This is a genomic window from Paenibacillus sp. FSL R7-0272, assembly GCF_037969905.1.
Classification (GTDB): domain Bacteria; phylum Bacillota; class Bacilli; order Paenibacillales; family Paenibacillaceae; genus Paenibacillus; species Paenibacillus polysaccharolyticus.
On sequence record NZ_CP150221.1, the window covers coordinates 4,473,529 to 4,495,395 of the forward strand.

Genomic DNA, 21,867 nt, shown 5'->3' on the forward strand with positions numbered 1-21,867 from the left:
ACCCTATAAGATGGACTTTTTAAAGTGTCTATCTCACAGGGTACATGTGTCATTCTATAAATAGAGTATTCTTAATTTTTTTTGCTTCTCACTTCAAAAATAGCGAATTTCAGGTAATGACCTTCATCTACGCCCAAAATTTGCGGGTGATCCTTACCGGCTGCTTTCCAGTCGATTAAACGTAATACCTTACCTGCATCTTCAGCTGCATCCGCAATCGTTTCCAGGAAGAGGTCAGGACGCATGTGGAAGGAACAGCTTGCGGTTACCAAATATCCACCGTCGTTGACCAATTTCATGCCCTGCAAGTTGATATCCTTGTAGCCGCGGCATGCCCCTTTGACAGCTGATTTTGTTTTGGCAAAGGCAGGTGGATCAAGGATAACGACATCAAACGTTTTTCCAGCACTGGACAACGCTTTGGAAGTATCTACCTTTTGCTCAGATGCTCGTGCTCGCGCATTGCGCTCATCAAGTCCTTTGACTTGCTCACGCAGATATTGAAAGGCGTCGGCTACCACGAATTCGACCCGATCTGTGAATCCATTTAGCTCCACATTCGTTCGCGCACTCTCGATCGCATGCTCGGAAATATCAAGGCAGGTTACTTTTTTCGCTCCATATTTGCACGCATTCAGCGTAAAGCTGCCGGTATGAGAGAAACATTCAAGCACGGTGGCACCGTCCCAATACGGAAAAGTAACCACTTTGCCACCCTTGTTCACAGGCAACAGCTGTTCTGTTCCTTCATGCTCGACCTGTTGCACGGTGATGCCGCTTTTGTACCCCCAGCCTTTCATCAATGGTTCAATGGCAGCCCGGTTTTCACGCTGGTCGAAGAAGTAACCTGTTTTCTGTCCTTCCACGATATCCACCTTGATAAGTAGCCCATTTTCGGTCACAGTCACATGACGCGGGCATTCCCCATAGAGTGGTCCTTTGATCTGCTCCAGGCCTTCCAGTTCACGGATCGATACATCACTGCGCTCATAGATACCTTCCGGCTGCATCACTTCAATGAGAGCCTGGACAATCGCTTCACGACAACGATCCATACCCAGTGTAAGAATCTGCACAACTAAAGTACTACCAAAACGATCAACGATCAATCCAGGTAGGAAATCAGCTTCACCATAAACAAGACGGTAGGCTTCGCCATCCTGAATGAAGCGTTCCCGGTGACGCAGACAATCATGGAAACGAGCCGCAAAAAAGGCGGTATCCATCTGTTCAAACTCCAAAGGCTGGTACGAGACTACACGAACGGTAATCTGGGAAGCCGGATTATAATAACCTGTCGCCAAATAGCGGCCTTGATGATTCAGTACATTGACGATATCGCCCGGTTCCGGGTTGCCGTCTACGGATGCAATTTCATTATTAAAAATCCAGGGATGCGCATGTTCCAGCCGCTTTTTGCGGCTTCGTTCCAGTGTAACGGATGGCAAGATTGATCCACTTCCTTTAGTTTAATAGTCGAAAAGATAGGTTTTAGCAGACCGCTCCGGGGGCGAATTGATCCTATGATCGCTGTTGTCCTCGGATTTTTTGGATTCCCTTCCTTCAAAGGGAAAATCCGATGTCAAAGGCGAGCGCTTCGCTTCTTCGGATTCAATTTCGTCCCCTCCGCTACGTTTGCCGAATCACCGTATCTTTTGAATTGGGGCTGGTAATTTTCTGACGCTCCGGGGACGAATTGATTCTACGATCGCTGTTGTCCTCGGATTTTTCTGATTCCCTTCTCCAAAGGGAAAATCCGATGTCAAGCCTATGCTTCCGATGTAGCTTTCTTTCAGAAAGCTCTCAGGCGAGCGCTTCGCTTCTTCGAATTCATTTCGTTCCCTCCGCTACGTTTGCCGAATCACCGTATCTTTTGTATGGGGGATGGCAGTTTCAATTCCTCTTGTGCTTGTCATGCTTGTCTCTGCTTCCTCATAGGATAAGTGATAAGGAATGGGACGGGAGGAATGATTCGGAATGTTCAGAGAAGTAATTCTGCCTCTGTTATATGGGCTTATAATCTTTTTTGGCGGTATGAAGCTGATGGAGACAGCGCTACAGCGCATGGCGGGACCGATGCTGGCAGGCTGGTTAAACCGAGCCACTTCTGCCCCATGGAAGGGCATGGCATTCAGTGCAGGCGCGACCGCTCTACTACAGAGCAGCACCGCGGTAACGGTACTCACCATAGGACTAGCTAATGCGCGCTTAATTACCTACGGACGCACACTCGGCATTATCTTGGGAACCAATGTTGGAACTTGCTTAACGACAGAGCTTGTCGGTCTGCAGATCGGACGTGCCTCACTGCCGTTGTTGCTTATATCCCTAACAGGCTGGGCTATTTTTGTTGTCCTAGGTGAACGCAACCAGATTGCTCCTGAACGTACTCGCCGTACTTTAGCGACGATCCAATTCAACTTTCTTGCAGCAGCAGGTTTTGCTCTCGTCATGACGGGCATTCAAGTCATGCAATCCATCGCCGTTCCACTTCGGAGCATGGGTGTATTCCAATGGTTTCTGGAGCGTTCGACCGATAGCCTATGGTGGGGTTTTCTTGCCGGTGCGTGCCTGACTGCGCTGATTCACAGCAGTGCCGCAGTTATCAGCATGGCGATTACACTGGCAGCGACAGGCGTGCTACCTGTAGAGATCGGCATCGCCATTGTGATCGGGTCTAACGTCGGGACCTGTATCACCGCTATTATTGCAGCCGCGGGCGGAGCTTCCGCAGGCAAATTTGTAGCAGCCTCCCATGTTGTACTCAACATTGCGGGAGCACTGCTGTTTATGCCGCTGATTGGCCAGCTGCATGCAGCGTCAGCCTGGCTGTCAGCGGACCACGGGGCACAGATTGCGCATGCCCAGACCCTTTTTAACATCATCAGTTCATTGCTGGCTTTACCGTTCTGTTACTTGCCCATCTGGCACAAAAAAACACCTGTGCTTGCCCCGTCGGCAAAGAAACCTGTCGCTTAATAAGTCCTCACGATATCCGCATTATTGGCGACAGAACGTGTAGGTCAGTAGACCATCATTCAAACGTAATGTCATGCTGTTTTATACGTTAATGCCCAGTTTGTTCAGGCCAATGCGCAAAATGTCATCGTTATTATCGTATCCATCCTGCCGCTGTTTGGACCATGCCTCTTCCGGAGCATACCAATCCACACCTTTAATCTCTTTGATCTGAGGCTGCAAGTCACCACTTTCTGCTGCCACAAGGTAATAGTGCACTTCTTTGTCCACTGGACCAAACTCGGCATGCTGGTACGTATAGGCAATGATATTAATAGGCTCCACAATGCGGCCCACCATACCCGTTTCTTCCAAAATTTCTCGGAGCGCCGTCTGTTCGATCGTTTCTCCATCTTCCATTTTGCCCTTGGCAAGTGTCGTTTTACCATAACGGTCTACGATGAGCTGGATTTGAATCTGGCCATCCTCAGTTGTTCTGTATACAACGCCGCCTGCTGAAATTTCTTTTTTGTTCATAATGTTTTCCCCCATCTGACTTCAATTTCTTTTCTTGGCAAAGAAGGACCTCATCTCCTCGGGTATTTTCCCCAAGGAAATGAAATCCTTGTACATAGCGCCTGAATTACATCGCGGCGGGTTTCACATTCTCTTCCAGTACACGAACCAGCGTGCCTTGGCTTTCATTGGCACCGGCTTCAGTCAACTTCACGCGGCACACTTTACCTACCATATCCGGCGTTCCATCAAACACCAGTTGAATGTAGTTGTCACTGTATCCGTGCAACTTGCCACTGCCTTCGCGGCCTTTTGCTTCACCTTCAGGAATAACCTCGAGCACTTGTCCAACGAATTTCTCAGCATACTCCAGTTGCATCTGCTCGGACAGTTCAATCAGCTCATGCACACGTGCATTTTTGATTTCGTCATCCACTTGGTCCTCCATGCGTGCTGCCGGAGTCCCTGTACGTTTGGAGTATGGGAATACGTGCATTTCCGAGAAACCGATTTTACGCATCAACTCGTAACCGTTACGATACATCTCATCCGTTTCGCCCGGGAAACCAACGATAACATCGGTCGTAATCGCAACATCCGGCATAGCCTCACGTATACGCAACATTTTGTTATAGAATTCTTCGGTTGTATATTTGCGGCGCATACGTTTCAGAACGGTGTCATCCCCTGCTTGCAACGGAATATGGAAATGACGAACCAGTTTATCCGAACGTTTGATTACATCCAGCATCCGGTCATCAATCTGACTAGCTTCAATCGAGCTGATCCGGATACGCTCCAGACCTTCCACTTTGTCCAAATCCCACAGCAGGTCGGTCAGATCATAGTTATCCATGTCATCTCCGTACCCGCCTGTATGAATACCTGTCAGGACAATCTCTTTATAACCCGCTTGTACGAGCTGATGTGCCTGCTGAACAATGCTGTTTGCCTCACGGCTACGCGAAAGACCACGGGACCACGGAATGATGCAGAAGGTACAGAAGTTGTTGCAACCATCCTGAATTTTGAGGAACGCACGCGTACGGTCCGCGAAATCCGGTACATCCATTTCTTCAAATACACGTGTTTTCATAATGTTACGGACCGCATTGACGGGCTGACGGGATTCCTGAATTTCATTTACATATGGCAAAATTTTATCCCGATCCTGGGTTCCGATGACCAGGTCCACGCCAGGGATATCCAGAATCTCGGCAGGAGATGTCTGTGCATAACATCCGGTTACCGCTACAATCGCATCCGGATTGCGACGGATGGCACGGCGGATAATTTGACGACTCTTTTTATCACCTGTATTCGTTACGGTACACGTATTAATCAAATAGACATCGGCTGTCTGTTCGTCGAAGTCTACCTGTTCGTAGCCCTCGTTTTTGAACAATTGCCAAATCGCCTCTGTATCATAAAAGTTAACTTTGCAGCCCAAGGTGTAAAACGCCACGGATGGCATAATTACATTCCCCCCATTTCTCCAGATTCATATAAAACACAAGTTAGTGCAGCCATACCAGCCGTCTCGGCTCGCAAAATGCGCTTGCCCAGTCCAACAGATATCGCACCTGCCTCATCGGCCTGAGCCGTTTCCTTCTCGGAAAATCCGCCCTCAGGTCCAACAACAATCAACACATTTGCCCCTGCATCAGGAGCAAGCTCTCCCACAAACGGCTTCAGAACATCTTTAAGATGTTTGCCGTCCTCTTTTTCATAACAATAACATACAAGATCGTAGTCCCCAAAAGAAGATAACAGCCCTTTCCAGGAAAGCGGCTGCTCAACGGTTGGAATGCGGTTACGATGGCTCTGTTCAGCAGCTTCCTTGGCGATTTTCCGCCAACGCTCCAGACGTTTGCCTTCTTTCTTAGCGTCGTATTGCACAATCGTACGTTCGGATAGAAAAGGCACAAAGGATACGGCGCCGATCTCCGTACATCTCTGAATGACCGTCTCCATCTTGTCCCCTTTGGGCAAGCTTTGTGCTACCGTTACATTCAACTTTGCTTCGCGATCCATAACCAGCGGTTCCAGGATAGTGGCTTTTACTTCCCCTGCCTCAATACTATCGATGGCGACCAATGCTTCTTTGGAGCTTCCGTCGCTGACAATCAGCTTGTCTCCGGGTTTGCCACGCATGACTTTGCCGATATGACGGGCATCATCGCCTGTTATCACCACTGCATGTTCACTGAACTGCTCTGCAGATACAAAATATCGCTGCATATGTTGTCCACCCATTCTTTCCTGTTATGAATGGAATTCTTCCTGCTGGAAGCAGGCAAGAATCCAATCGCCACAGATGATCATACAACTTTTATGTGCTTATGACCAGCACTACGGTTCGATTACTGACCATTTATAAGCTTATATTAAAGATATAATTCAATAACGAGACCAACTAAATCCCGGTACATGTCATTAGCAAACAAATATAGGGGTTGAATTGTGACTGCCTGTAATGGCGGAATAATTAAGATCAATAGAAAGACAATGATGGACCATTGTTCCACACCTTGCAGCTTGCGACTGATTGAAGGCGGCAACACATCTTCAAGAATACGATAACCGTCCAGTGGTGGTAACGGGATGAGATTAAACATAAACAGGAAAAAGTTCGTAACACTGAACATCGGCAAAAATGTCATCACAGCTGTGACTACCCGCTCATTTTCAATGTTCCCCAGCACGCCTGATCCAAACAATATTCCATAGATTACTGCCCCAATAATAGCCAGTAGCAGATTGCTGAGTGGACCTACTACAGAAACAATCGTTCCCATGAGTCTCGGTTTGTCAAAGTTCGCACGGTTTACAGGTACAGGACGTGCCCATCCAAAACCTGCAATCACAAGCAAAAGCACCCCAAGCAGGTCAAAGTGCGCCACCGGATTCAAGGTGACCCTTCCAAGCAACTTGGCTGTTGGATCACCGAATTTATTAGCAAAATACGCATGCGAAAATTCATGAATCGTAAATGCAATCAAAATGGTCACCAGGAAAAACGGCAATTGATCCAGCGGAAGGCGGAAAATCCGATCTAAGAAGTCCATAGACTACCTCTTTCTGGCTTCAAAGGCTAGCCAGTCCTCTTCACGCTCGATCGCACGAACTTCAAATCCTGATGCCACCAGTGCATCATGTACAACCTGCTCCTTGTTCTTCCAAATGCCCGAAACGATATAGATCCCACCAGACTCCAGTGCATTATACACATCATCAACGAATAGCAAAATAATTTCAGCCAAGATGTTGGCCACAATAATTTTGACTGGCAGCTTGACACCTAGAGCGGGGTCTTGACTTCCAAGCACAGACAATAGATCACTTTCTTTGACCGTGATCTGCTGCTGCATCTTGTTCAGCTCCACGTTTTCCATCGCACTTGTTACCGCAACCGGATCAAGATCAAGTGCCAGCACATGCTTAGCACCTAGATGTACCGCGCCGATGGCCAAGATACCGGAACCTGTACCCACATCAATCATTTCCTCGCCACCCTGAATGACCTTTTCCAGTGTACGTAAACAGAGCGTTGTCGTTGGATGCGTCCCGGTACCAAAAGCCATTCCTGGATCAAGTTCAATAATTTTTTCATCTGGGCTCTCCGGTGTATATTCCTCCCACGTTGGCTTGATCGTCAGACGCTCGGATATGCGCACCGGTTTGAAGTATTGTTTCCAAGCCGTTGCCCAGTCATTTTCATCCACCGTACGTGTTTCGTAACGAATCTCTCCGACATTAATTCCAAAGTCGGGCAATTCTTCAATTCTCGGATTTACTTCTGCCTGCAAGGCAGTCATGTCTGTACCTTCGGAGAAATAACCTTTGATGACCGCAAAACCTTCGGGAATATCATTCAAAGGAACGTCATATAACTCGCCATACGTGGTATCCCGTTTTTTATTTAAAGTACCGGACTCTTCAATCGACACCCCTCCAGCACCCGCTTCATGCAAAAAATTCGAAATCATCTCCACAGCTTCTTCTGTGGTATGTATTGTTAGTTCATGCCATAACATTCGTGGTTTTGCCTCCTCATTATTCAAACATCCCAACTATTGTACTACACTTGCGAGCCGAAGCACAAAGCATACTCGTAAAAGAAAACAAAACAGGATATCCGCAGTGAAACCGCTCGAATATCCTGTCCCATTTTTCGGTGCTGTCGATCTTTCTCATGAACACAACTAATAAAAACGTCCGCCGTTCTGTGTGATCATCTCTGCAGCTTGCGGTAAAGAATCGTGAGAAACGGATACCGTCAGCAAAATGCCCTGCTTCACACTTCGCGTTGCATCTTCTGGTGTATGCTCATACACCTGTCCTCCCGATAGCATCTCGGTCTCATCACTGATTAGAGCGAGTACATTTAGCTCGCCGCTGAAGCCGCCAACAACCGCTGTTGGTGAATGCTCTTCTTCCTTATTATCAGTTGAGCCACCTGTTCCTTCATGCTCACGCAGACTCTCGATGCGTAACTGGTTCGGATGCAGCAACTCCAGAGCTCTGCGAGCAGATTCAGCTTCAGACCAACTCGTGAATACAGCTTCTAGTGTGACCGCAGAGCGATCTTCAGTCATTGATTTCCCTTCCTTGACGACGATCCGCTGCCTCACTGCGGCGCAAAGCTTCAATATCCTCGTGATCGGCCAATTCTGCGCTGAACTCCACATCCTCATTTTTCGCAGACTGCAGACGCTTCATCTTTTCCGTTTTTGTTAAAATTTCACCTGGTCGTTGTCGATTAGCCATGTTGTTCTTCCTCCTTTTCAAAATCAGATCATTCCACCGGCTTGTTCGATAATCGACATTGCTCGGTGATGCACCTCTTCATCTACAACGACAGTTAATAGGATGTCCCTGCCTGTAGGGCCGCCTTGTCCGCCATCACTCATTCCGCTTGCAGCAGGGTCTGCCGCAGCCATAATGCCTGAGCTGCCACTCATTTGCATCGCATCAGGTATCCATGATGAGTAACTGCCGGAGATACCTGGTTTATAGGAGGCTCCGCTTGGCCCAATACCCGCATAACGGCTAAAACGATTAATAGACAAGTCTTCCACTCGCAGCGCCTCCAATTTTTTGACCGCTCCCTGTGCCTGCTCAGGGCTATGAAAATAGGCCAAAATATTTTTCTCCGTCATTCGCTTCACCTGCTTCCTGTAATTCTGTCAATCTGTATCCCGCCATGCTATCTTTCCGCAACCGAGTCCAGAATATACCGAATTTCTGACATGTGGGAACACTTGGGAACACTTCGAAGCAAACTAATTTACATACAAAAAGACACCATCGATCATCAAAGATCATCGATGGTGTCCTCATAACTACTTCATATATGAATCAGTCGCCGCGAAAGGCGCGTTTTACTCGATCAAAGAACGATTGCTCATGCTCATGAGTTTGTTCTCCATCCAGTGCAGCAATTTGACGAAGCAGATCTTTCTGTTCGTCATTCAGCTTACTTGGTGTAACCACAACAACCTTCACATGCTGATCTCCTTGTCCCATACCGCGCAGGCGTGGCACGCCTTTACCTTTGAGACGGAAATACGTTCCGGTTTGTGTACCCGCCGGAATTTTCAGCTTCACTTTTTCGGTCAGTGTCGGGATTTCAATCTCGTCTCCGAGCGCGGCTTGAGCAAACGTCAACGGAATTTCACAGTAGATGTCATCGCCTTCGCGCTCAAAGAAGTCATGAGACTTCACACGAATAACAATGTACAGGTCGCCTGCAGGACCACCGCGCAGACCGCCTTCACCCTCACCTGTCATACGTAACTGTGCACCGTCATCCACACCAGCTGGAATGCGAACATTGATTTTGCGCTGTTTGCGAACTTTGCCGCTACCGCTACATGTTGTACATTTTTCTTTGATAATCTGTCCAGTACCGCTACAGTTCGAACAAGCGCGGCGATTGACCATACGACCAAATGGTGTATTCTGAACGACTTCCTGTTGTCCACTACCCTTGCAGACCGTACATGTTTCCGGCTTCGTTCCTGGTTTGGCACCTGAACCGTGACAAGTGTCACAGCCTTCTGTACGCGGAATAGTAATATCCGTTTCCTTGCCAAATACAGCTTCCTTGAACTCAATGGTCATGGTGTATTGCAGATCGTTCCCCCGTTGCGGAGCATTCGGGTCACGGCGCCCGCCACCACCGCCAAAGAACATATCAAAGATGTCGCCAAATCCGCCGCCACCAAAGTCTCCACCGCCAAAACCACCTTGGTTCGGATCGATGTGACCATACTGGTCGTACTGAGCACGCTTCTGGCTGTCACTTACGACATCATAAGCTTCTTTTACTTCTTTAAATTTGGCCTCTGCATCTGCTGCCTTGTTTACGTCAGGGTGATACTGACGGGCGAGCTTGCGGTAAGCCTTTTTGATTTCCTCGTCGCTTGCATTTTTGCTTAGCCCGAGTACCTCATAATAATCACGTTTTTCAGCCACTCTTCCACCCCCATAACATTCACCTTATCGCACATCGTGACAAAAGGAAAGTCAAAGCACGGGAGCCCCGGCTATGACTTTCCCTTTAATCCGAACGTCACCGATGTTTTAACTCGCAGGCTATCGCGAATTAATTATTTTTTATCTTCGTCTACAACTTCGTAATCAGCGTCTACGACGTTGTCACGTTTAGCAGAACCTTGTTGCTCTTCAGCACCTTGAGTCGCTTGTGCATCAGCTTGAGCTTGCTCATACAATTTAACAGACAATTGTTGAACAATCTCAGTCAGTTCTTCTGTAGCGGCTTTGATGTCTTCCAGATTGTCGGAAGCCAGTACGCCTTGCAATTTTTCTTTGGCAGCATTTGCTTTTTCTACTTCGCCTGCATCTGCCTTTTCACCAAGATCTTTAATTGTTTTGTCTACAGAGTAGATCAACTGGTCTGCACTGTTTTTCGCTTCTACAAGCTCTTTACGTTTTCTGTCTTCCTCAGCATGAAGTTCAGCATCTTTCATCATTTGCTCAACTTCAGCATCGCTCAGACCGCTGGAAGAAGTGATTGTAATTTTTTGTGTTTTGTTTGTACCTTTGTCTGTTGCAGACACGTTAACGATACCGTTAGCATCGATATCGAAGCTAACTTCGATTTGCGGTACACCGCGTGGTGCTGGAGGGATATCTCCCAACATGAAGCGACCAAGCGTTTTGTTGCCAGCTGCCATCTCTCGCTCACCTTGCAGGACGTGAATCTCAACGCTAGGTTGATTATCTGCATAAGTGGAGAACACTTGAGATTTGCTTGTAGGGATCGTCGTGTTACGCTCGATCATTTTCGTAAATACGCCACCTGCAGTTTCAATACCCAGGGACAGCGGAGTTACGTCCAGCAATACTACGTCTTTCACGTCACCTGTCAGTACGCCCGCTTGTACAGCTGCACCCAAGGCAACAACTTCGTCCGGGTTAACACCTTTGTGCGGCTCTTTACCTGTCAGTTTTTTGATCGCTTCCTGTACAGCAGGAATACGAGTGGAACCACCAACCAATACGATTTTATCGATATCGTTAGGTGTCATGCCCGCATCGCTCAATGCACGGCGAGTTGGTTCAAGCGTACGTTCAACCAGACCAGCAGAAAGCTCTTCGAATTTCGCACGGCTCAGGTTTAATTCCAAGTGCTGAGGAACGCCATCAGCAACCGTGATGAACGGCAGGGAAATCGTTGTAGTCAATACGCCGGAAAGCTCTTTTTTCGCTTTTTCCGCTGCATCTTTCAAACGTTGTACCGCTGCTTTATCTTTGCTCAGATCAATACCTTGATCTTTTTTGAATTCATTTACGAGATAGTCGATAATTACTTGGTCGAAGTCGTCACCGCCAAGTTGGTTGTCGCCACTAGTCGCTTTAACTTCGAAGAAACCATCGCCCAGTTCCAAGATGGATACGTCGAACGTACCGCCACCCAAGTCATACACGAGAATCGTTTGATCTTCGGATTTTTCCATACCGTAAGCCAAAGCTGCTGCTGTTGGCTCATTGACGATACGAAGTACTTCCAGACCTGCGATTTTACCTGCATCTTTCGTCGCTTGACGCTGACTGTCATTGAAATAAGCTGGAACGGTAATAACCGCTTGAGTTACCGTTTGGCCTAAGTATGCTTCTGCATCAGCTTTCAATTTTTGCAGGATGATTGCAGAGATCTCTTGTGGAGAATAATCTTTGCTATCGATCGTTTCTTTGTGGGATGTACCCATGTGACGCTTAATGGAAATGATCGTACGATCCGGGTTCGTGATCGCTTGACGTTTCGCTGTTTCACCAACGACACGCTCTCCATCTTTTTTGAAACCTACAACGGAAGGAGTAGTACGCGCACCCTCCGGGTTTGGAATAACTACAGCCTCGCCGCCTTCCATAACGGCTACGCATGAGTTGGTTGTTCCTAAGTCAATACCAATTACTTTGCTCATCCGAAAATTTCCTCCTCGACAATTTAAAATGAATAGGCACTTGTCAGCCTTATTGTGTTAGTCAGTTAACTACTCTATGTGTATAAAACCTGTATATTAAACTTCGCCATTTAGTACACTTAGATTAAGAACTAACCTTAACCATAGCCGGACGAAGCACTTTATCTTTCAGCATGTAGCCTTTTTGAACTTCTTCCACAACGATGCCTTCTTCATGCTCATCGCTCTCCACTTGCATAATCGCTTGGTGGAATTCAGGATTAAACGGTTGTCCAACGGTTTCCATTGGAGTCAGTCCTTCGTTCGTCAGCACGGTTTCCAATTGACGCAAGATCATTTGAAATCCTTTGGCAAAAGATTCAGTCTCCGTACCTTCCGGTACAGTAGCCATAGCGCGCTCGAAATTATCCATAACTGGAACCAGTTCGGTGACCAGCTTCATCGAAGCGTATTTGGCAAGCTCTTCTTTTTCCTTCTGGGTGCGACGACGGAAGTTATCAAAATCAGCTTGCGCACGTACAAAACGTTGCTGCGTTTCCTCAGCCTCTGCTTTCAAACGTGACAACTCATTTTGCTCCTGATCCGTTATCTCCTCAGCCTGTGCTTCTGCAGCTGCAGCCTCATTGACCGGTTCCTGCTCAGCGGCTGTTACTTCTTGCTCTTCTGTGAATGATTGCTCCTCTTTCAAGATGTTCACCTCCTTATAAGAATGAATCGATGAATCGTAATTCCCGTTGCTTATTTGAAGCGAGTCGTCAGCATCGTTGTAAGATCACGGGATAATGTATTTAGAATATGGATGACACGTGCATAATCCATGCGGGTTGGTCCCAGAATTCCAATGGAGCCAAGTGCTTCGCCGTCCAACGAATATGACGCTGTAATCAAGCTACAGTTCGCAAAGGCCTCATGATCATTCTCTGTACCAATTCGCACCTGAATCCCAGACCCGCCGGGCACTGGCATCATCAATTTCATTAATGTTGGTGTCTCATCTAACAAGTCTAGAATGTCCTTAACCTTTTCTACATCTCTGAACTCAGGTTGTGTCAACATATTGGTAGCGCCGCTGAGGAATAGACGATTGTCATGCTCATTGTCAAACGCGCTATTAAGTACCTGCATAACTTCCTCATAACGTGTAATGTGACGCTCCATCTCTTGGCCCAGCTCGGTATAAAGACGTGACTTCAGCTTGTAGATTGGTACGCCTACCAATTTGCTGTTTAACAGACGAACCACATTCTCCATCTCAGCAACCGAAATCTCGGGTGGGATCTGAACTGTCTTGTTTTCCACCTGACCGGTGTTCGTCACAATAATAGCTACAGCTTCATTTTCATTCAGCGGGAGCAACTGGAAGTGACGCAGTGAGGTGTGGAACACCTCAGGTCCAAGCAGAATCGAAGTATAATTGGTCATATGAGACAAAATGTTGGAAGCATGCTGAATAACCTGTTCCATAACATTCAGCTTCTCTGCAAAAAATGACTTTAGATCATCCAGTTCCTGTGGCTCCACCTGATTCCAGGGAACCAAATGGTCGACATAATATCGATAACCCTTATGAGAAGGTATACGTCCAGCCGAAGTATGCGGCTGTTCGAGAAAGCCCATTTCTTCAAGGTCGGCCATTTCATTACGAATCGTTGCCGGACTGTATCCAACATCTCCTCTTTTGGAGATACTTCGGGACCCTACGGGCTCAGCTGAACGGATATAGTCATCCACTATAGCGTTCAGAATCATTCGTTGACGCTCTGTTAACATGGTGAGTATTCCCTCCTTCTGACTGTACTGTCCCATGTCGTTAGCACTCCAGTTAGATGAGTGCTAATCGGTAATACAAAAATACCAAACTGACATGATCATTGTCAAGTCAGTTTGCGGAATGGGATCATCTATTTATAGTATAGGCCAATAACCTTCACTTATAACGTATATTATGCACCTTGATGCTGGATTTCTCGCTCCGCAGGATAATGTCTCAGACTGAAACGTGCCCCACCTAGCGGTGAGTCACTATACACCAAATCTGCATGGAGACGCGTTGCCAGTTGCTTGCTAATGGTTAGCCCCAATCCTGTCACACCATTATTTCCTGTGTAAAAACGACGGAAAATATGCTGTCCATCATGCTCATTCAAGCCTGGCCCATCATCATCGACATGAAAAATCCAGTCCGCGTGATCATCGCCAGAGAGTTCCAATGTTAATTTCACTTGCGTTTCGGTATGGCGCACAGCATTTTGCAACAAGTTTAGCAGAATCTGAAACAATTGCTCACCTGCTGTTTCCACGATGAACGAATTGGCTTCCGCTGTCAAATGTATTCCTCGCTGAAGCGCAGTTGGCATAAGCAGATACACTGCTTCTTCGGCCATGTTTTTCAGGTCAATGACTGCCACAGGCCATTCCTCATCCACAGTTTCCAGTCTGGAGAGCTGAATCAGTTTTCCAACCATGTCAATGAGGCGTTGCGACTGGGTAGCAATAATATCAAGTCCCTGATCCGTGGATACGACCTGATCCTGAATGGCATACACGTAACCTTGAATGGACATCAATGGTGTCTTAAGTTCATGGGATACATTTTGCAAAAACTCCAGCTGATGCCGGTGATGGTCATCAATTCTGTTACTCATTAATTGAAAGGTCTGAATCAATTCGCCGATTTCTGTATGGTCAGCCTGTAGGAATTGATCTCTGTCAGGCATGTTTGGCTCATACTTGTTAACAGCCTCTTTCAACCGATTGAGCGGCTGTACCGTTCGCCACACGGCGAATAATCCTATCAACAGAATGACAACAAAACTTGCGGCAATCGACAGAAGGGTTGTTCGGAACAACGGAATGTACATTGCCCTGAGTGACGATAGCGGAGAATACAAGATCACTCGAAACTGTTTATGTGACAACTCAGCCTCACTGTATAGGACCTTTTTTCCATTTAAAATCATATACCCTTCGTGTGTACCTGGGAATCCTTCCAATTTCATCCCTACACGTCCCGCACTGCTTGAGGCGACAATTTTATCCTGCCCATCAATTACAAAATAGTCCGCATAAAAGAGAATATCTTTAATAAAAAAACGAAAACTGTCATTGTCCAGATCCTCCAGATCATCTACACGAATGATCTTGACAGCCTTCTTCGTTTGTCCATTTAATTGCTCTTTGACCTGATTGAGCAAAATATCATCAAAGAGGTGTATAAAAAACAGTACCGTAAACGCCACAGTAACCAGCATACTTGCGAACAAGGCGAGCAGCATTTTGCTGCGTATTGTCTTCATCGTGTATGTACAGCTGCTTTATAGCCGAACCCCCACACGGTATCAATGGTCAGTGTAGCTTGAACCTGTGCAAGCTTTTTACGAATCCGTTTCACGAGATCATCCACTACACGCACTTCACCGTAAAAATCATAATTCCAGACCTGCTGGATCAACTGTTCGCGGCTGAATGGACGATCCAGGTGTTGGGATAGAAATAACAAAAGCTCGTATTCCCTTCCGGTTAGCCCCAATTCTTCTCCACTAACATTGACACGTCGGAATTCTTCTGAAATCTGCACGTTGCCTATACTAAAATACGACCCTTCCTTAGGCTGATGCCGCTCCGTTTCTTTTAGTTCAATCCCTTGTGATAAACGACTGCTGTGTATCAAACGAAGCATACCTTTTACCCTCGCAACCAGCTCACGAGGATTGAAAGGTTTGCTCAGAAAATCGTTACATCCCAATTCCAGCCCATTTAAACGATCGATTTCCTCTCCTCGAGCCGAGACCATAATAATGGGAATTTCAGTGAAGGTTCTCAGTTCCGTCAAGAGTGTAAGCCCATCAACCCCTGGCATCATAATGTCGAGAATCAAACAGTCCGGCTTTTTCAAGCGCACTTCCTCGACCAGCTCTCTGCCGTGTGCAAAGGAGGTCACTTCATATTGTTCCTTCTTCAAATAACCTGCAATAAGTTGCAAAATATACGGATCATCATCCACTACAAAAATATGCGGCATCGGCGTTCACCTCGGCATGAATATAACACTTCTGATATGTTTTTTATTAAATATATTACTACTAATGTAACAGAGTCTGTACTCAGATTCCAAACTTCCATGAATGGCCTAAATATAACGTTACAAACACCCGATTCAACATGAAAAAGACGGAGTTCCCCCTAAGAGAGCTCCGCCTGTGTACGCCGTATATCATAATGTCACTGATGCGTTAAATTATGGACTGGATCTGGTACAGTGAGGTCATCAGAGCACAACTTCTTATTTATGGGATGAGCTTGATTTTGCTGCCTCGTTTTTGTTTGTAACATTTGTTTTGGCTGGTGCTTTCGTAGCAGATGTTGCAGCTTTATGAGTTGTCACGGTAGCTGTTTTATGTGTTGCTGTTTTTGGAGTTGTTGTTTTCACTCCAGTTTTTTGCGAAGTTGTTTTGTTTACAATCGTCTTAGCTACTGGCGTTTTAGTTCCTACAGTTTTTTTAGCTGTTGCTTTGTGCGCTGCGATTTTGTGAGCGGCTTTTTTCGCTTTGTGTGCCGTTTGTTTTGCTTGATGCGCAGTAGCCTTTGCTGTTGCTGAAGCTTTGTGTGAAGCCTGTTTGGCGTTATGAGCCGCAGCTTTGGCTTTATGTGTCGTTGTTTTTGCTTTGTGTGTTACTGTTTTTGCTTTATGAGCAGTTTTTCTGCCCTTGTGATGCATTGCTGTTGTTTTATGAGAAGCCCTTTTTGCTTTGTGAGTCACTTTTGATTTGTGCACAACTTTTTTCGCTTTATGCTTCGCCACTTTTGCTTTATGAGCAGTCTTTTTGGCTTTATGCGTTACTGCGCTCGCTTTGTGAGTTGTTGTTTCCTTCTTGGTTGTAGCTGTTGTTTTGGAAGGGGCCGCTTTAGCTCCTGTCGTTTTTGTCGGCGCTACAGTGGATTTGGCTGCTGGAGTGGTTGTTGATTTTGTTGTTGTAGATTTGCTCGTTGAGCTAGCCGATGCTCCAGCTTTTTGTGTTTCAGACGGTTTTACGGAATTCACAACAGGCGTTGCGGCAAAAGCACTACCTGCTCCACCAATTACACTCATCGCTGTTACCAAAGCTGCTACATGTTTTGTCCATTTTTTCATGATCGGTCACCTCATTCTTAAGATTGAGCTATCTGCATACTCCCTGCTTCGTACGTTGAAAACCTTGTTTTTATCCGTGTTCTTCAACTGTTCCACTGTGAAGTTTTTTGCAGATCGCTTATGTAAGTTCATCTTAACAAGAGGATGTGTGAGAATAATGGAATAAGTGTGTGAAAAGTATATGAAAAAAACGAGCACAAAAAAAAAGACCACAAGCCCTTTGAAACCTTTGGTTTCTTGGGTTGTGATCTTTATCTTTTTATTCATATAAACGTATAACTACGCTGACACATTCAGTTCTTTTAGAACCGCAATCTCGTCACAGCAATCCTGCTTGCTGCAATGAACACAGTCCGTCCATACTTTCTCAGGGAAGATTTCTTTTTCCACAACAGCAAAACCATTTTTCAGAAAAAAGGAAACTTCATACGTGAGAGCCATCACCTTTGGAATCTGTTGTCTCTCCGCCTCTTCTACAAGCCGGTCAAGTAGACGGGACCCGATGCCAAGCCCTTTATACCCCTCTGAAATGCCCAGTGATCTTACTTCCACCAGGTCATTGCCCAGACGACATAATGAGCCGCAGCCTACGACAACTCCATCCACCTCAGCCACAATAAAATGCTCCAGCTGTCGATGCAGTACTTCCCGTGAACGCGGAAGCATGATCCCACGCTCTGCATATCCCTTAATCATTTCAAACAGTGGTTCAACATCTTCCGGTACAGCTTTCCTGCATATAACCGACATCCAGCTCTCCTCCTATAACGACGCTTTCCGAGGAAAGCTAGCTTCGTAGTTGTTTAAATTAACACGCCCTGTAAAACAATATGAATAAATATACAACAGAGCGTATAGAATTTCAAGCTACGAATTTAGCGATATAGAGCCGATAAACTCCGCAAAAACGTCATTGCCGAACAGAATACCTTGTTCACTCAGTTTAAAGCCGTCTGCTGTCCGCTCAAGCAATCCTGCATGCAACATTTTGCCCAGCGGTTTCGCAAATACATCCTCCATGGATTCCCCGAACTGATTATGGAATCTTGAAGATGAAGCGCCCTCCAACATACGGAGTCCTACCATTAAGTAATCCTCCATCGCTTCCGCACGGCCAATCTCGAAATGATCCAAACGAGGCAGTCCCGCACGTGAGGCTTCCACATAAGGATTAATCCCTTTAATGTTCATATGGCGTTCACGGCCCACGTAACCATGTGCACCTGCACCAAGTCCGTAATAATCTTCATTACGCCAATAGGTGATATTATGACGGCTCTCGAATCCAGGTTTGGCAAAGTTACTGATCTCATACTGTTCATAACCTGCTTCTTTCATGCGCTTCATTAATAGAAGATACATCTGCAACTCATCATCTTCATGCGGAAGAGGTAGTTGATTTTTTTGGTACAGGGTATGGAAAAGGGTGTTCTCTTCTACCTTCAGGCTATAGATTGAATAGTGTTTCAGATCCAGTTCCAGCGCTTTGTCGATACTTTCATTCAACATCTCCACCGTCTGGTTTGGCAATCCAAACATCAGGTCAATCGACAGGTTATCCAGTCCCGCCTTACGTGCGTTCTCTAAACTGCGATATACATCATCCGTATTATGAATCCGGCCAATGCCCGTCAGCAGATCATTCTGAAAAGCCTGTACGCCAAAGCTGACACGGTTAACACCGCCCTCTTTCATCGCCGCAAGCTTCTCCGCATCCGTCGTTCCCGGGTTGGCCTCCATCGAAAATTCAATATCGTCTGCCCAATTCGGGAAATAGGTTTTGACCGAACGCAGGAAATAAGCCATCTCGTCCGGTTTCAACGCGGTTGGCGTTCCGCCGCCGACAAAGATCGTTTTAATTTCGCCTGGCGGATTCGCCTTGACGGTATGCTCCATCTCCCGTTCCAGCGCCTCCAAGTATTGCATCACGGGCTGATCTTTCAGAACATAAGAATTAAAGTCACAGTAAAAACATTTATTTGTACAAAATGGAATGTGAAGGTACACCGCTTGGGGCGCACCTGTTTTCTGGTTGTGTGCTGCAAGTGTCACGGTAATTCCCCCTTGATTTGAAAAAAGGAAAGCCAGTTGGCTTCCCTTTCAGCTAAAATGTTGATTTATATAAAGTGATCTAACAATTTACACATTCCACTCCAATGACAGAATAACCTGGAGAGTAGCGGTTATCCCCAGATTTTTTTGATTCCCTTTCCCAAAAGGGAAAAATCCGGTGATAAAGGCGAACGCTCCGCTTTTTCAGGTTTTTTCTGTCCTCTCCGTTAATGTGTAAAAATAGTTCACTTTATATAGTTTGATTACCAGTAATTCGATACGCACAATCTGTGATGTACCTAAAATTAAATTATTAGAATGCATTTTTAATACACACAATCTGTGATGTACCTAAAATGCATTATTAATGCATTCTCTGATACGCAAGGTCTTGATGTACCCAGAGATTGCATTATTAATCATCAATTTTCAGTACCGCCATAAATGCCTCTTGTGGCACCTCAACGTTACCAACCTGCTTCATCCGCTTCTTACCTTCCTTCTGCTTCTCCAGCAGTTTCCGTTTCCGCGAGATGTCACCGCCGTAACACTTGGCAAGTACGTTTTTACGCATGGCTTTAACTGTTTCACGAGCCACAACCTTGGTGCCCACAGACGCCTGAATCGGTACTTCAAACATTTGCCGCGGAATCAGTTCGCGCAGTTTCTCACAGATGATACGGCCGCGATTGTATGCACGATCTCTGTGAACGATAAAGGACAAAGCATCGACTTGTTCGCCGTTAAGCAGGATATCCATTTTCACCAGATTCGACTGGCGGTAACCGGACAACTCATAGTCAAACGAAGCATAACCTTTAGTGCTTGATTTCAACTGGTCGAAGAAGTCATATACGATCTCAGACAACGGGATCTGATATGTAATCGTAACCCGTGTTGTGTCCATATATTCCATATTGATAAATTCACCGCGTTTAGTTTGGCATAGTTCCATAACCGTTCCCACGTAATCATTCGGCACGATGATTGAAGCCTTCACATAAGGCTCTTCAACGTAATCAATCCGGCCTACCTCTGGATAGTTGGATGGGTTATCAATTTGAATCTGCTCGCCGTTAGTTAGCGTTACGTGGTAAATTACGCTCGGTGCTGTCGTGATCAACGGAATGTTAAACTCGCGCTCAATCCGTTCCTGAATGACGTCCATATGCAACAGTCCAAGGAATCCGCAACGGAATCCAAAGCCTAGTGCGCTGGATGTCTCAGGCTCAAAGCTGAGCGATGCATCGTTCAGCTGCAACTTTTCCAATGCCTCACGCAGATCCACATAGTCCGATGTCTCAATCGGATACAGACCACAATATACCATTGGATTGATTTTACGATAACCAGGCAGTGGTTCAAGTGTCGGATTTTTCGCGTCAGTAACCGTATCACCGACTTGAGTATCGCCGACGTGACGGATACCCGCAACGATAAATCCTACATCCCCGACGTTCAGCTCGTCCACAATGGTCATGCGCGGCTTAAACGCTCCCACTTCGATGACTTCAAAAGATTTGTTTGTTGCCATCATTTTGATTTTGGAACCCGCCTTGATTTTACCATCAATAACACGCACATACACGATAACCCCTTTGTAAGGGTCATAGTGCGAGTCAAAAATCAGCGCTTTAAGCGGTTGATCCGGATCACCTACAGGTGCAGGCACACTCTGTACCACTTGCTCCAAAATCTCTTTGATCCCGATGCCGGCTTTGGCCGAAGCCAATACAGCATTGCTGGTATCCAGTCCGATAACATCTTCAACTTCCTGCTTCACCCGTTCAGGGTCAGCACTTGGCAAGTCAATTTTGTTGATAACCGGCAAAATCTCCAGATTGTTATCCAGCGCAAGATATACGTTAGCCAGCGTCTGCGCTTCGATCCCCTGAGCCGCGTCAACGACAAGCAACGCCCCTTCGCATGCAGCAAGACTACGTGATACCTCGTACGTAAAGTCTACGTGTCCAGGCGTATCAATGAGATTCAGTAGATACTCTTCACCGTCGTCCGCTTTGTAATTCAGGGCAACTGCTTGCAGTTTAATGGTGATTCCGCGTTCGCGTTCCAGATCCATCTGATCCAGTACTTGCTCCTGCATTTCACGTGATGTCAGCGCACCTGTGTACTCCAAGATCCGGTCCGCAAGTGTTGATTTACCGTGATCTATATGTGCAATAATTGAAAAGTTACGAATTTTACGTTGTCTTTCCCGAATGTCAGTCATTCCTTACCCCCAGAAACAGCCTAGTGTCAATCACTTCATTATAACAGTTGCTTCAAGGTGCATCAATCCCATGATGATTTAACTTTTATAATAAAGTTACTTGAAGAGTGCCCCGGAGGTTTAGTTTTCCTTTAATCCGTCCGCTTCTATTCATCTACTCCGCCAAAAAGAGAGACCACCCACTTGATGCCGCTGTTTGACAAGTTTTGCAGCAATCCAGCCGTTTTTTCCGCCAGCACATCCACCGGGGCCTTGTGCTGGTCTGCCCCAAGCACCTGGCTCGGGGTCTGGACAGGAACAAACGGCTTTTTAACCTCGGTCTGCACAGGCTCAGTGGATACAGTTGTATTTTTCTCAGGTGCGGTTTCTGTGGTCGCCACTACGGGGACACTTTCCACAGGGTTGTTATGCTGAAAACCACTGCCTGCCAGCTGCATGCCAAGCAATACACCAAGCAACATAAGCACACTGACAGACAGCATTTTTTTGCCAAATCTGGACATCTCGCAGATCTCCCTTCTTCTATA

At 46.3% G+C, this 21,867-nt stretch carries 21 protein-coding genes; 1 reads left to right on the forward strand and 20 read right to left on the reverse strand.

Annotated elements, in window-relative coordinates; genetic code table 11:
* Window positions 1-71: 71 nt before the first annotated feature.
* Window positions 72-1,448 carry a class I SAM-dependent rRNA methyltransferase gene (locus MKY23_RS19880; RefSeq protein WP_339831642.1) on the reverse strand — a complete coding sequence of 459 codons (1,377 nt, stop codon included), beginning with the start codon at window positions 1,446-1,448 and terminating at the stop codon, window positions 72-74.
* 529 nt (window positions 1,449-1,977) lie between these two features.
* Here MKY23_RS19880 and MKY23_RS19885 point away from each other — a divergent pair.
* The gene (locus MKY23_RS19885) at window positions 1,978-2,979 is read left to right on the forward strand and encodes a Na/Pi symporter (protein ID WP_339831645.1); all 1,002 of its coding nucleotides are present in this window, start codon (window positions 1,978-1,980) and stop codon (window positions 2,977-2,979) included.
* Between the two features lie 81 nt (window positions 2,980-3,060).
* On the opposite strand, the gene MKY23_RS19890 is transcribed toward MKY23_RS19885, so the two are convergent.
* From MKY23_RS19890 to MKY23_RS19980, 19 genes are all read right to left on the reverse strand, one after another.
* A complete protein-coding gene (locus tag MKY23_RS19890; RefSeq protein ID WP_339831647.1) occupies window positions 3,061-3,495 on the reverse strand; it encodes an NUDIX domain-containing protein in 435 nt (144 codons plus the stop codon).
* Window positions 3,496-3,601: 106 nt separating this feature from the next.
* Window positions 3,602-4,948, reverse strand: coding sequence for a tRNA (N(6)-L-threonylcarbamoyladenosine(37)-C(2))-methylthiotransferase MtaB (mtaB, locus tag MKY23_RS19895; RefSeq protein ID WP_090914775.1), 1,347 nt, complete (start codon window positions 4,946-4,948; stop codon window positions 3,602-3,604).
* Window positions 4,949-4,950: 2 nt separating this feature from the next.
* Window positions 4,951-5,715, reverse strand: coding sequence for an RsmE family RNA methyltransferase (locus MKY23_RS19900; protein ID WP_339831650.1), 765 nt, complete (start codon window positions 5,713-5,715; stop codon window positions 4,951-4,953).
* Between the two features lie 146 nt (window positions 5,716-5,861).
* Entirely contained in the window at window positions 5,862-6,542 is a 681-nt protein-coding gene (locus MKY23_RS19905) for a site-2 protease family protein (RefSeq protein WP_090914779.1), read from the reverse strand.
* A gap of 3 nt (window positions 6,543-6,545) precedes the next feature.
* Window positions 6,546-7,511, reverse strand: a complete 966-nt coding sequence (gene prmA / locus MKY23_RS19910) for a 50S ribosomal protein L11 methyltransferase (protein WP_154888009.1) — start codon at window positions 7,509-7,511, stop codon at window positions 6,546-6,548.
* Window positions 7,512-7,679: 168 nt separating this feature from the next.
* Window positions 7,680-8,072, reverse strand: a complete 393-nt coding sequence (locus MKY23_RS19915) for a hypothetical protein (protein WP_339831651.1) — start codon at window positions 8,070-8,072, stop codon at window positions 7,680-7,682.
* Window positions 8,065-8,244 carry a YfhD family protein gene (locus MKY23_RS19920; RefSeq protein ID WP_090914785.1) on the reverse strand — a complete coding sequence of 60 codons (180 nt, stop codon included), beginning with the start codon at window positions 8,242-8,244 and terminating at the stop codon, window positions 8,065-8,067. The genes MKY23_RS19915 and MKY23_RS19920 overlap by 8 nt, the downstream gene beginning before the upstream one ends.
* Window positions 8,245-8,267: 23 nt before the next feature.
* A complete protein-coding gene (locus MKY23_RS19925) occupies window positions 8,268-8,636 on the reverse strand; it encodes a hypothetical protein (RefSeq protein WP_090914787.1) in 369 nt (122 codons plus the stop codon).
* A 199-nt stretch (window positions 8,637-8,835) separates the two neighbouring features.
* On the reverse strand, window positions 8,836-9,954 hold the full coding sequence (gene dnaJ, locus MKY23_RS19930; RefSeq protein ID WP_090914789.1) for a molecular chaperone DnaJ: 1,119 nt from the start codon (window positions 9,952-9,954) through the stop codon (window positions 8,836-8,838).
* A gap of 134 nt (window positions 9,955-10,088) precedes the next feature.
* Entirely contained in the window at window positions 10,089-11,927 is a 1,839-nt protein-coding gene (gene dnaK, locus MKY23_RS19935; protein WP_090914791.1) for a molecular chaperone DnaK, read from the reverse strand.
* 124 nt (window positions 11,928-12,051) lie between these two features.
* Window positions 12,052-12,642 carry a nucleotide exchange factor GrpE gene (gene grpE, locus MKY23_RS19940; RefSeq protein ID WP_139168822.1) on the reverse strand — a complete coding sequence of 197 codons (591 nt, stop codon included), beginning with the start codon at window positions 12,640-12,642 and terminating at the stop codon, window positions 12,052-12,054.
* A gap of 23 nt (window positions 12,643-12,665) precedes the next feature.
* Window positions 12,666-13,697: a heat-inducible transcriptional repressor HrcA gene (hrcA, locus tag MKY23_RS19945; RefSeq protein ID WP_090914795.1), complete on the reverse strand. Its 1,032-nt coding sequence runs from the start codon at window positions 13,695-13,697 to the stop codon at window positions 12,666-12,668.
* A 173-nt stretch (window positions 13,698-13,870) separates the two neighbouring features.
* Entirely contained in the window at window positions 13,871-15,223 is a 1,353-nt protein-coding gene (locus tag MKY23_RS19950) for a HAMP domain-containing sensor histidine kinase (RefSeq protein ID WP_154888003.1), read from the reverse strand.
* On the reverse strand, window positions 15,220-15,948 hold the full coding sequence (locus MKY23_RS19955; protein WP_154888001.1) for a response regulator transcription factor: 729 nt from the start codon (window positions 15,946-15,948) through the stop codon (window positions 15,220-15,222). Before MKY23_RS19955 ends, MKY23_RS19950 begins: the two co-directional genes overlap by 4 nt.
* A gap of 261 nt (window positions 15,949-16,209) precedes the next feature.
* A complete protein-coding gene (locus MKY23_RS19960) occupies window positions 16,210-17,058 on the reverse strand; it encodes a hypothetical protein (protein WP_339831657.1) in 849 nt (282 codons plus the stop codon).
* A gap of 279 nt (window positions 17,059-17,337) precedes the next feature.
* Complete coding sequence (locus MKY23_RS19965; protein WP_090914803.1) at window positions 17,338-17,808, reverse strand: N-acetyltransferase; 471 nt, start codon at window positions 17,806-17,808, stop codon at window positions 17,338-17,340.
* A gap of 117 nt (window positions 17,809-17,925) precedes the next feature.
* Window positions 17,926-19,110: a radical SAM family heme chaperone HemW gene (hemW, locus tag MKY23_RS19970; RefSeq protein ID WP_145332173.1), complete on the reverse strand. Its 1,185-nt coding sequence runs from the start codon at window positions 19,108-19,110 to the stop codon at window positions 17,926-17,928.
* A gap of 415 nt (window positions 19,111-19,525) precedes the next feature.
* On the reverse strand, window positions 19,526-21,340 hold the full coding sequence (gene lepA / locus MKY23_RS19975; RefSeq protein ID WP_154887998.1) for a translation elongation factor 4: 1,815 nt from the start codon (window positions 21,338-21,340) through the stop codon (window positions 19,526-19,528).
* 146 nt (window positions 21,341-21,486) lie between these two features.
* Window positions 21,487-21,843 (reverse strand): hypothetical protein, encoded by a 357-nt coding sequence (locus MKY23_RS19980; RefSeq protein ID WP_090914809.1) that lies wholly within the window; start codon window positions 21,841-21,843, stop codon window positions 21,487-21,489.
* Window positions 21,844-21,867: the final 24 nt, after the last annotated feature.

Excerpts from the sequence above, each read along its gene's own strand:
- MKY23_RS19885 (WP_339831645.1), top strand. The coding sequence starts at position 1,978 with ATGTTCAGAGAAGTAATTCTGCCTCTGTTATATGGGCTTATAATCTTT.
- MKY23_RS19890 (WP_339831647.1), bottom strand. The coding sequence starts at position 3,495 with ATGAACAAAAAAGAAATTTCAGCAGGCGGCGTTGTATACAGAACAACT.
- mtaB (WP_090914775.1), bottom strand. The coding sequence starts at position 4,948 with ATGCCATCCGTGGCGTTTTACACCTTGGGCTGCAAAGTTAACTTTTAT.
- MKY23_RS19900 (WP_339831650.1), bottom strand. The coding sequence starts at position 5,715 with ATGCAGCGATATTTTGTATCTGCAGAGCAGTTCAGTGAACATGCAGTG.
- MKY23_RS19905 (WP_090914779.1), bottom strand. The coding sequence starts at position 6,542 with ATGGACTTCTTAGATCGGATTTTCCGCCTTCCGCTGGATCAATTGCCG.
- prmA (WP_154888009.1), bottom strand. The coding sequence starts at position 7,511 with ATGTTATGGCATGAACTAACAATACATACCACAGAAGAAGCTGTGGAG.
- MKY23_RS19915 (WP_339831651.1), bottom strand. The coding sequence starts at position 8,072 with ATGACTGAAGATCGCTCTGCGGTCACACTAGAAGCTGTATTCACGAGT.
- MKY23_RS19920 (WP_090914785.1), bottom strand. The coding sequence starts at position 8,244 with ATGGCTAATCGACAACGACCAGGTGAAATTTTAACAAAAACGGAAAAG.
- MKY23_RS19925 (WP_090914787.1), bottom strand. The coding sequence starts at position 8,636 with ATGACGGAGAAAAATATTTTGGCCTATTTTCATAGCCCTGAGCAGGCA.
- dnaK (WP_090914791.1), bottom strand. The coding sequence starts at position 11,927 with ATGAGCAAAGTAATTGGTATTGACTTAGGAACAACCAACTCATGCGTA.
- hrcA (WP_090914795.1), bottom strand. The coding sequence starts at position 13,697 with ATGTTAACAGAGCGTCAACGAATGATTCTGAACGCTATAGTGGATGAC.
- MKY23_RS19950 (WP_154888003.1), bottom strand. The coding sequence starts at position 15,223 with ATGAAGACAATACGCAGCAAAATGCTGCTCGCCTTGTTCGCAAGTATG.
- MKY23_RS19955 (WP_154888001.1), bottom strand. The coding sequence starts at position 15,948 with ATGCCGCATATTTTTGTAGTGGATGATGATCCGTATATTTTGCAACTT.
- MKY23_RS19960 (WP_339831657.1), bottom strand. The coding sequence starts at position 17,058 with ATGAAAAAATGGACAAAACATGTAGCAGCTTTGGTAACAGCGATGAGT.
- MKY23_RS19965 (WP_090914803.1), bottom strand. The coding sequence starts at position 17,808 with ATGTCGGTTATATGCAGGAAAGCTGTACCGGAAGATGTTGAACCACTG.
- lepA (WP_154887998.1), bottom strand. The coding sequence starts at position 21,340 with ATGACTGACATTCGGGAAAGACAACGTAAAATTCGTAACTTTTCAATT.
- MKY23_RS19980 (WP_090914809.1), bottom strand. The coding sequence starts at position 21,843 with ATGTCCAGATTTGGCAAAAAAATGCTGTCTGTCAGTGTGCTTATGTTG.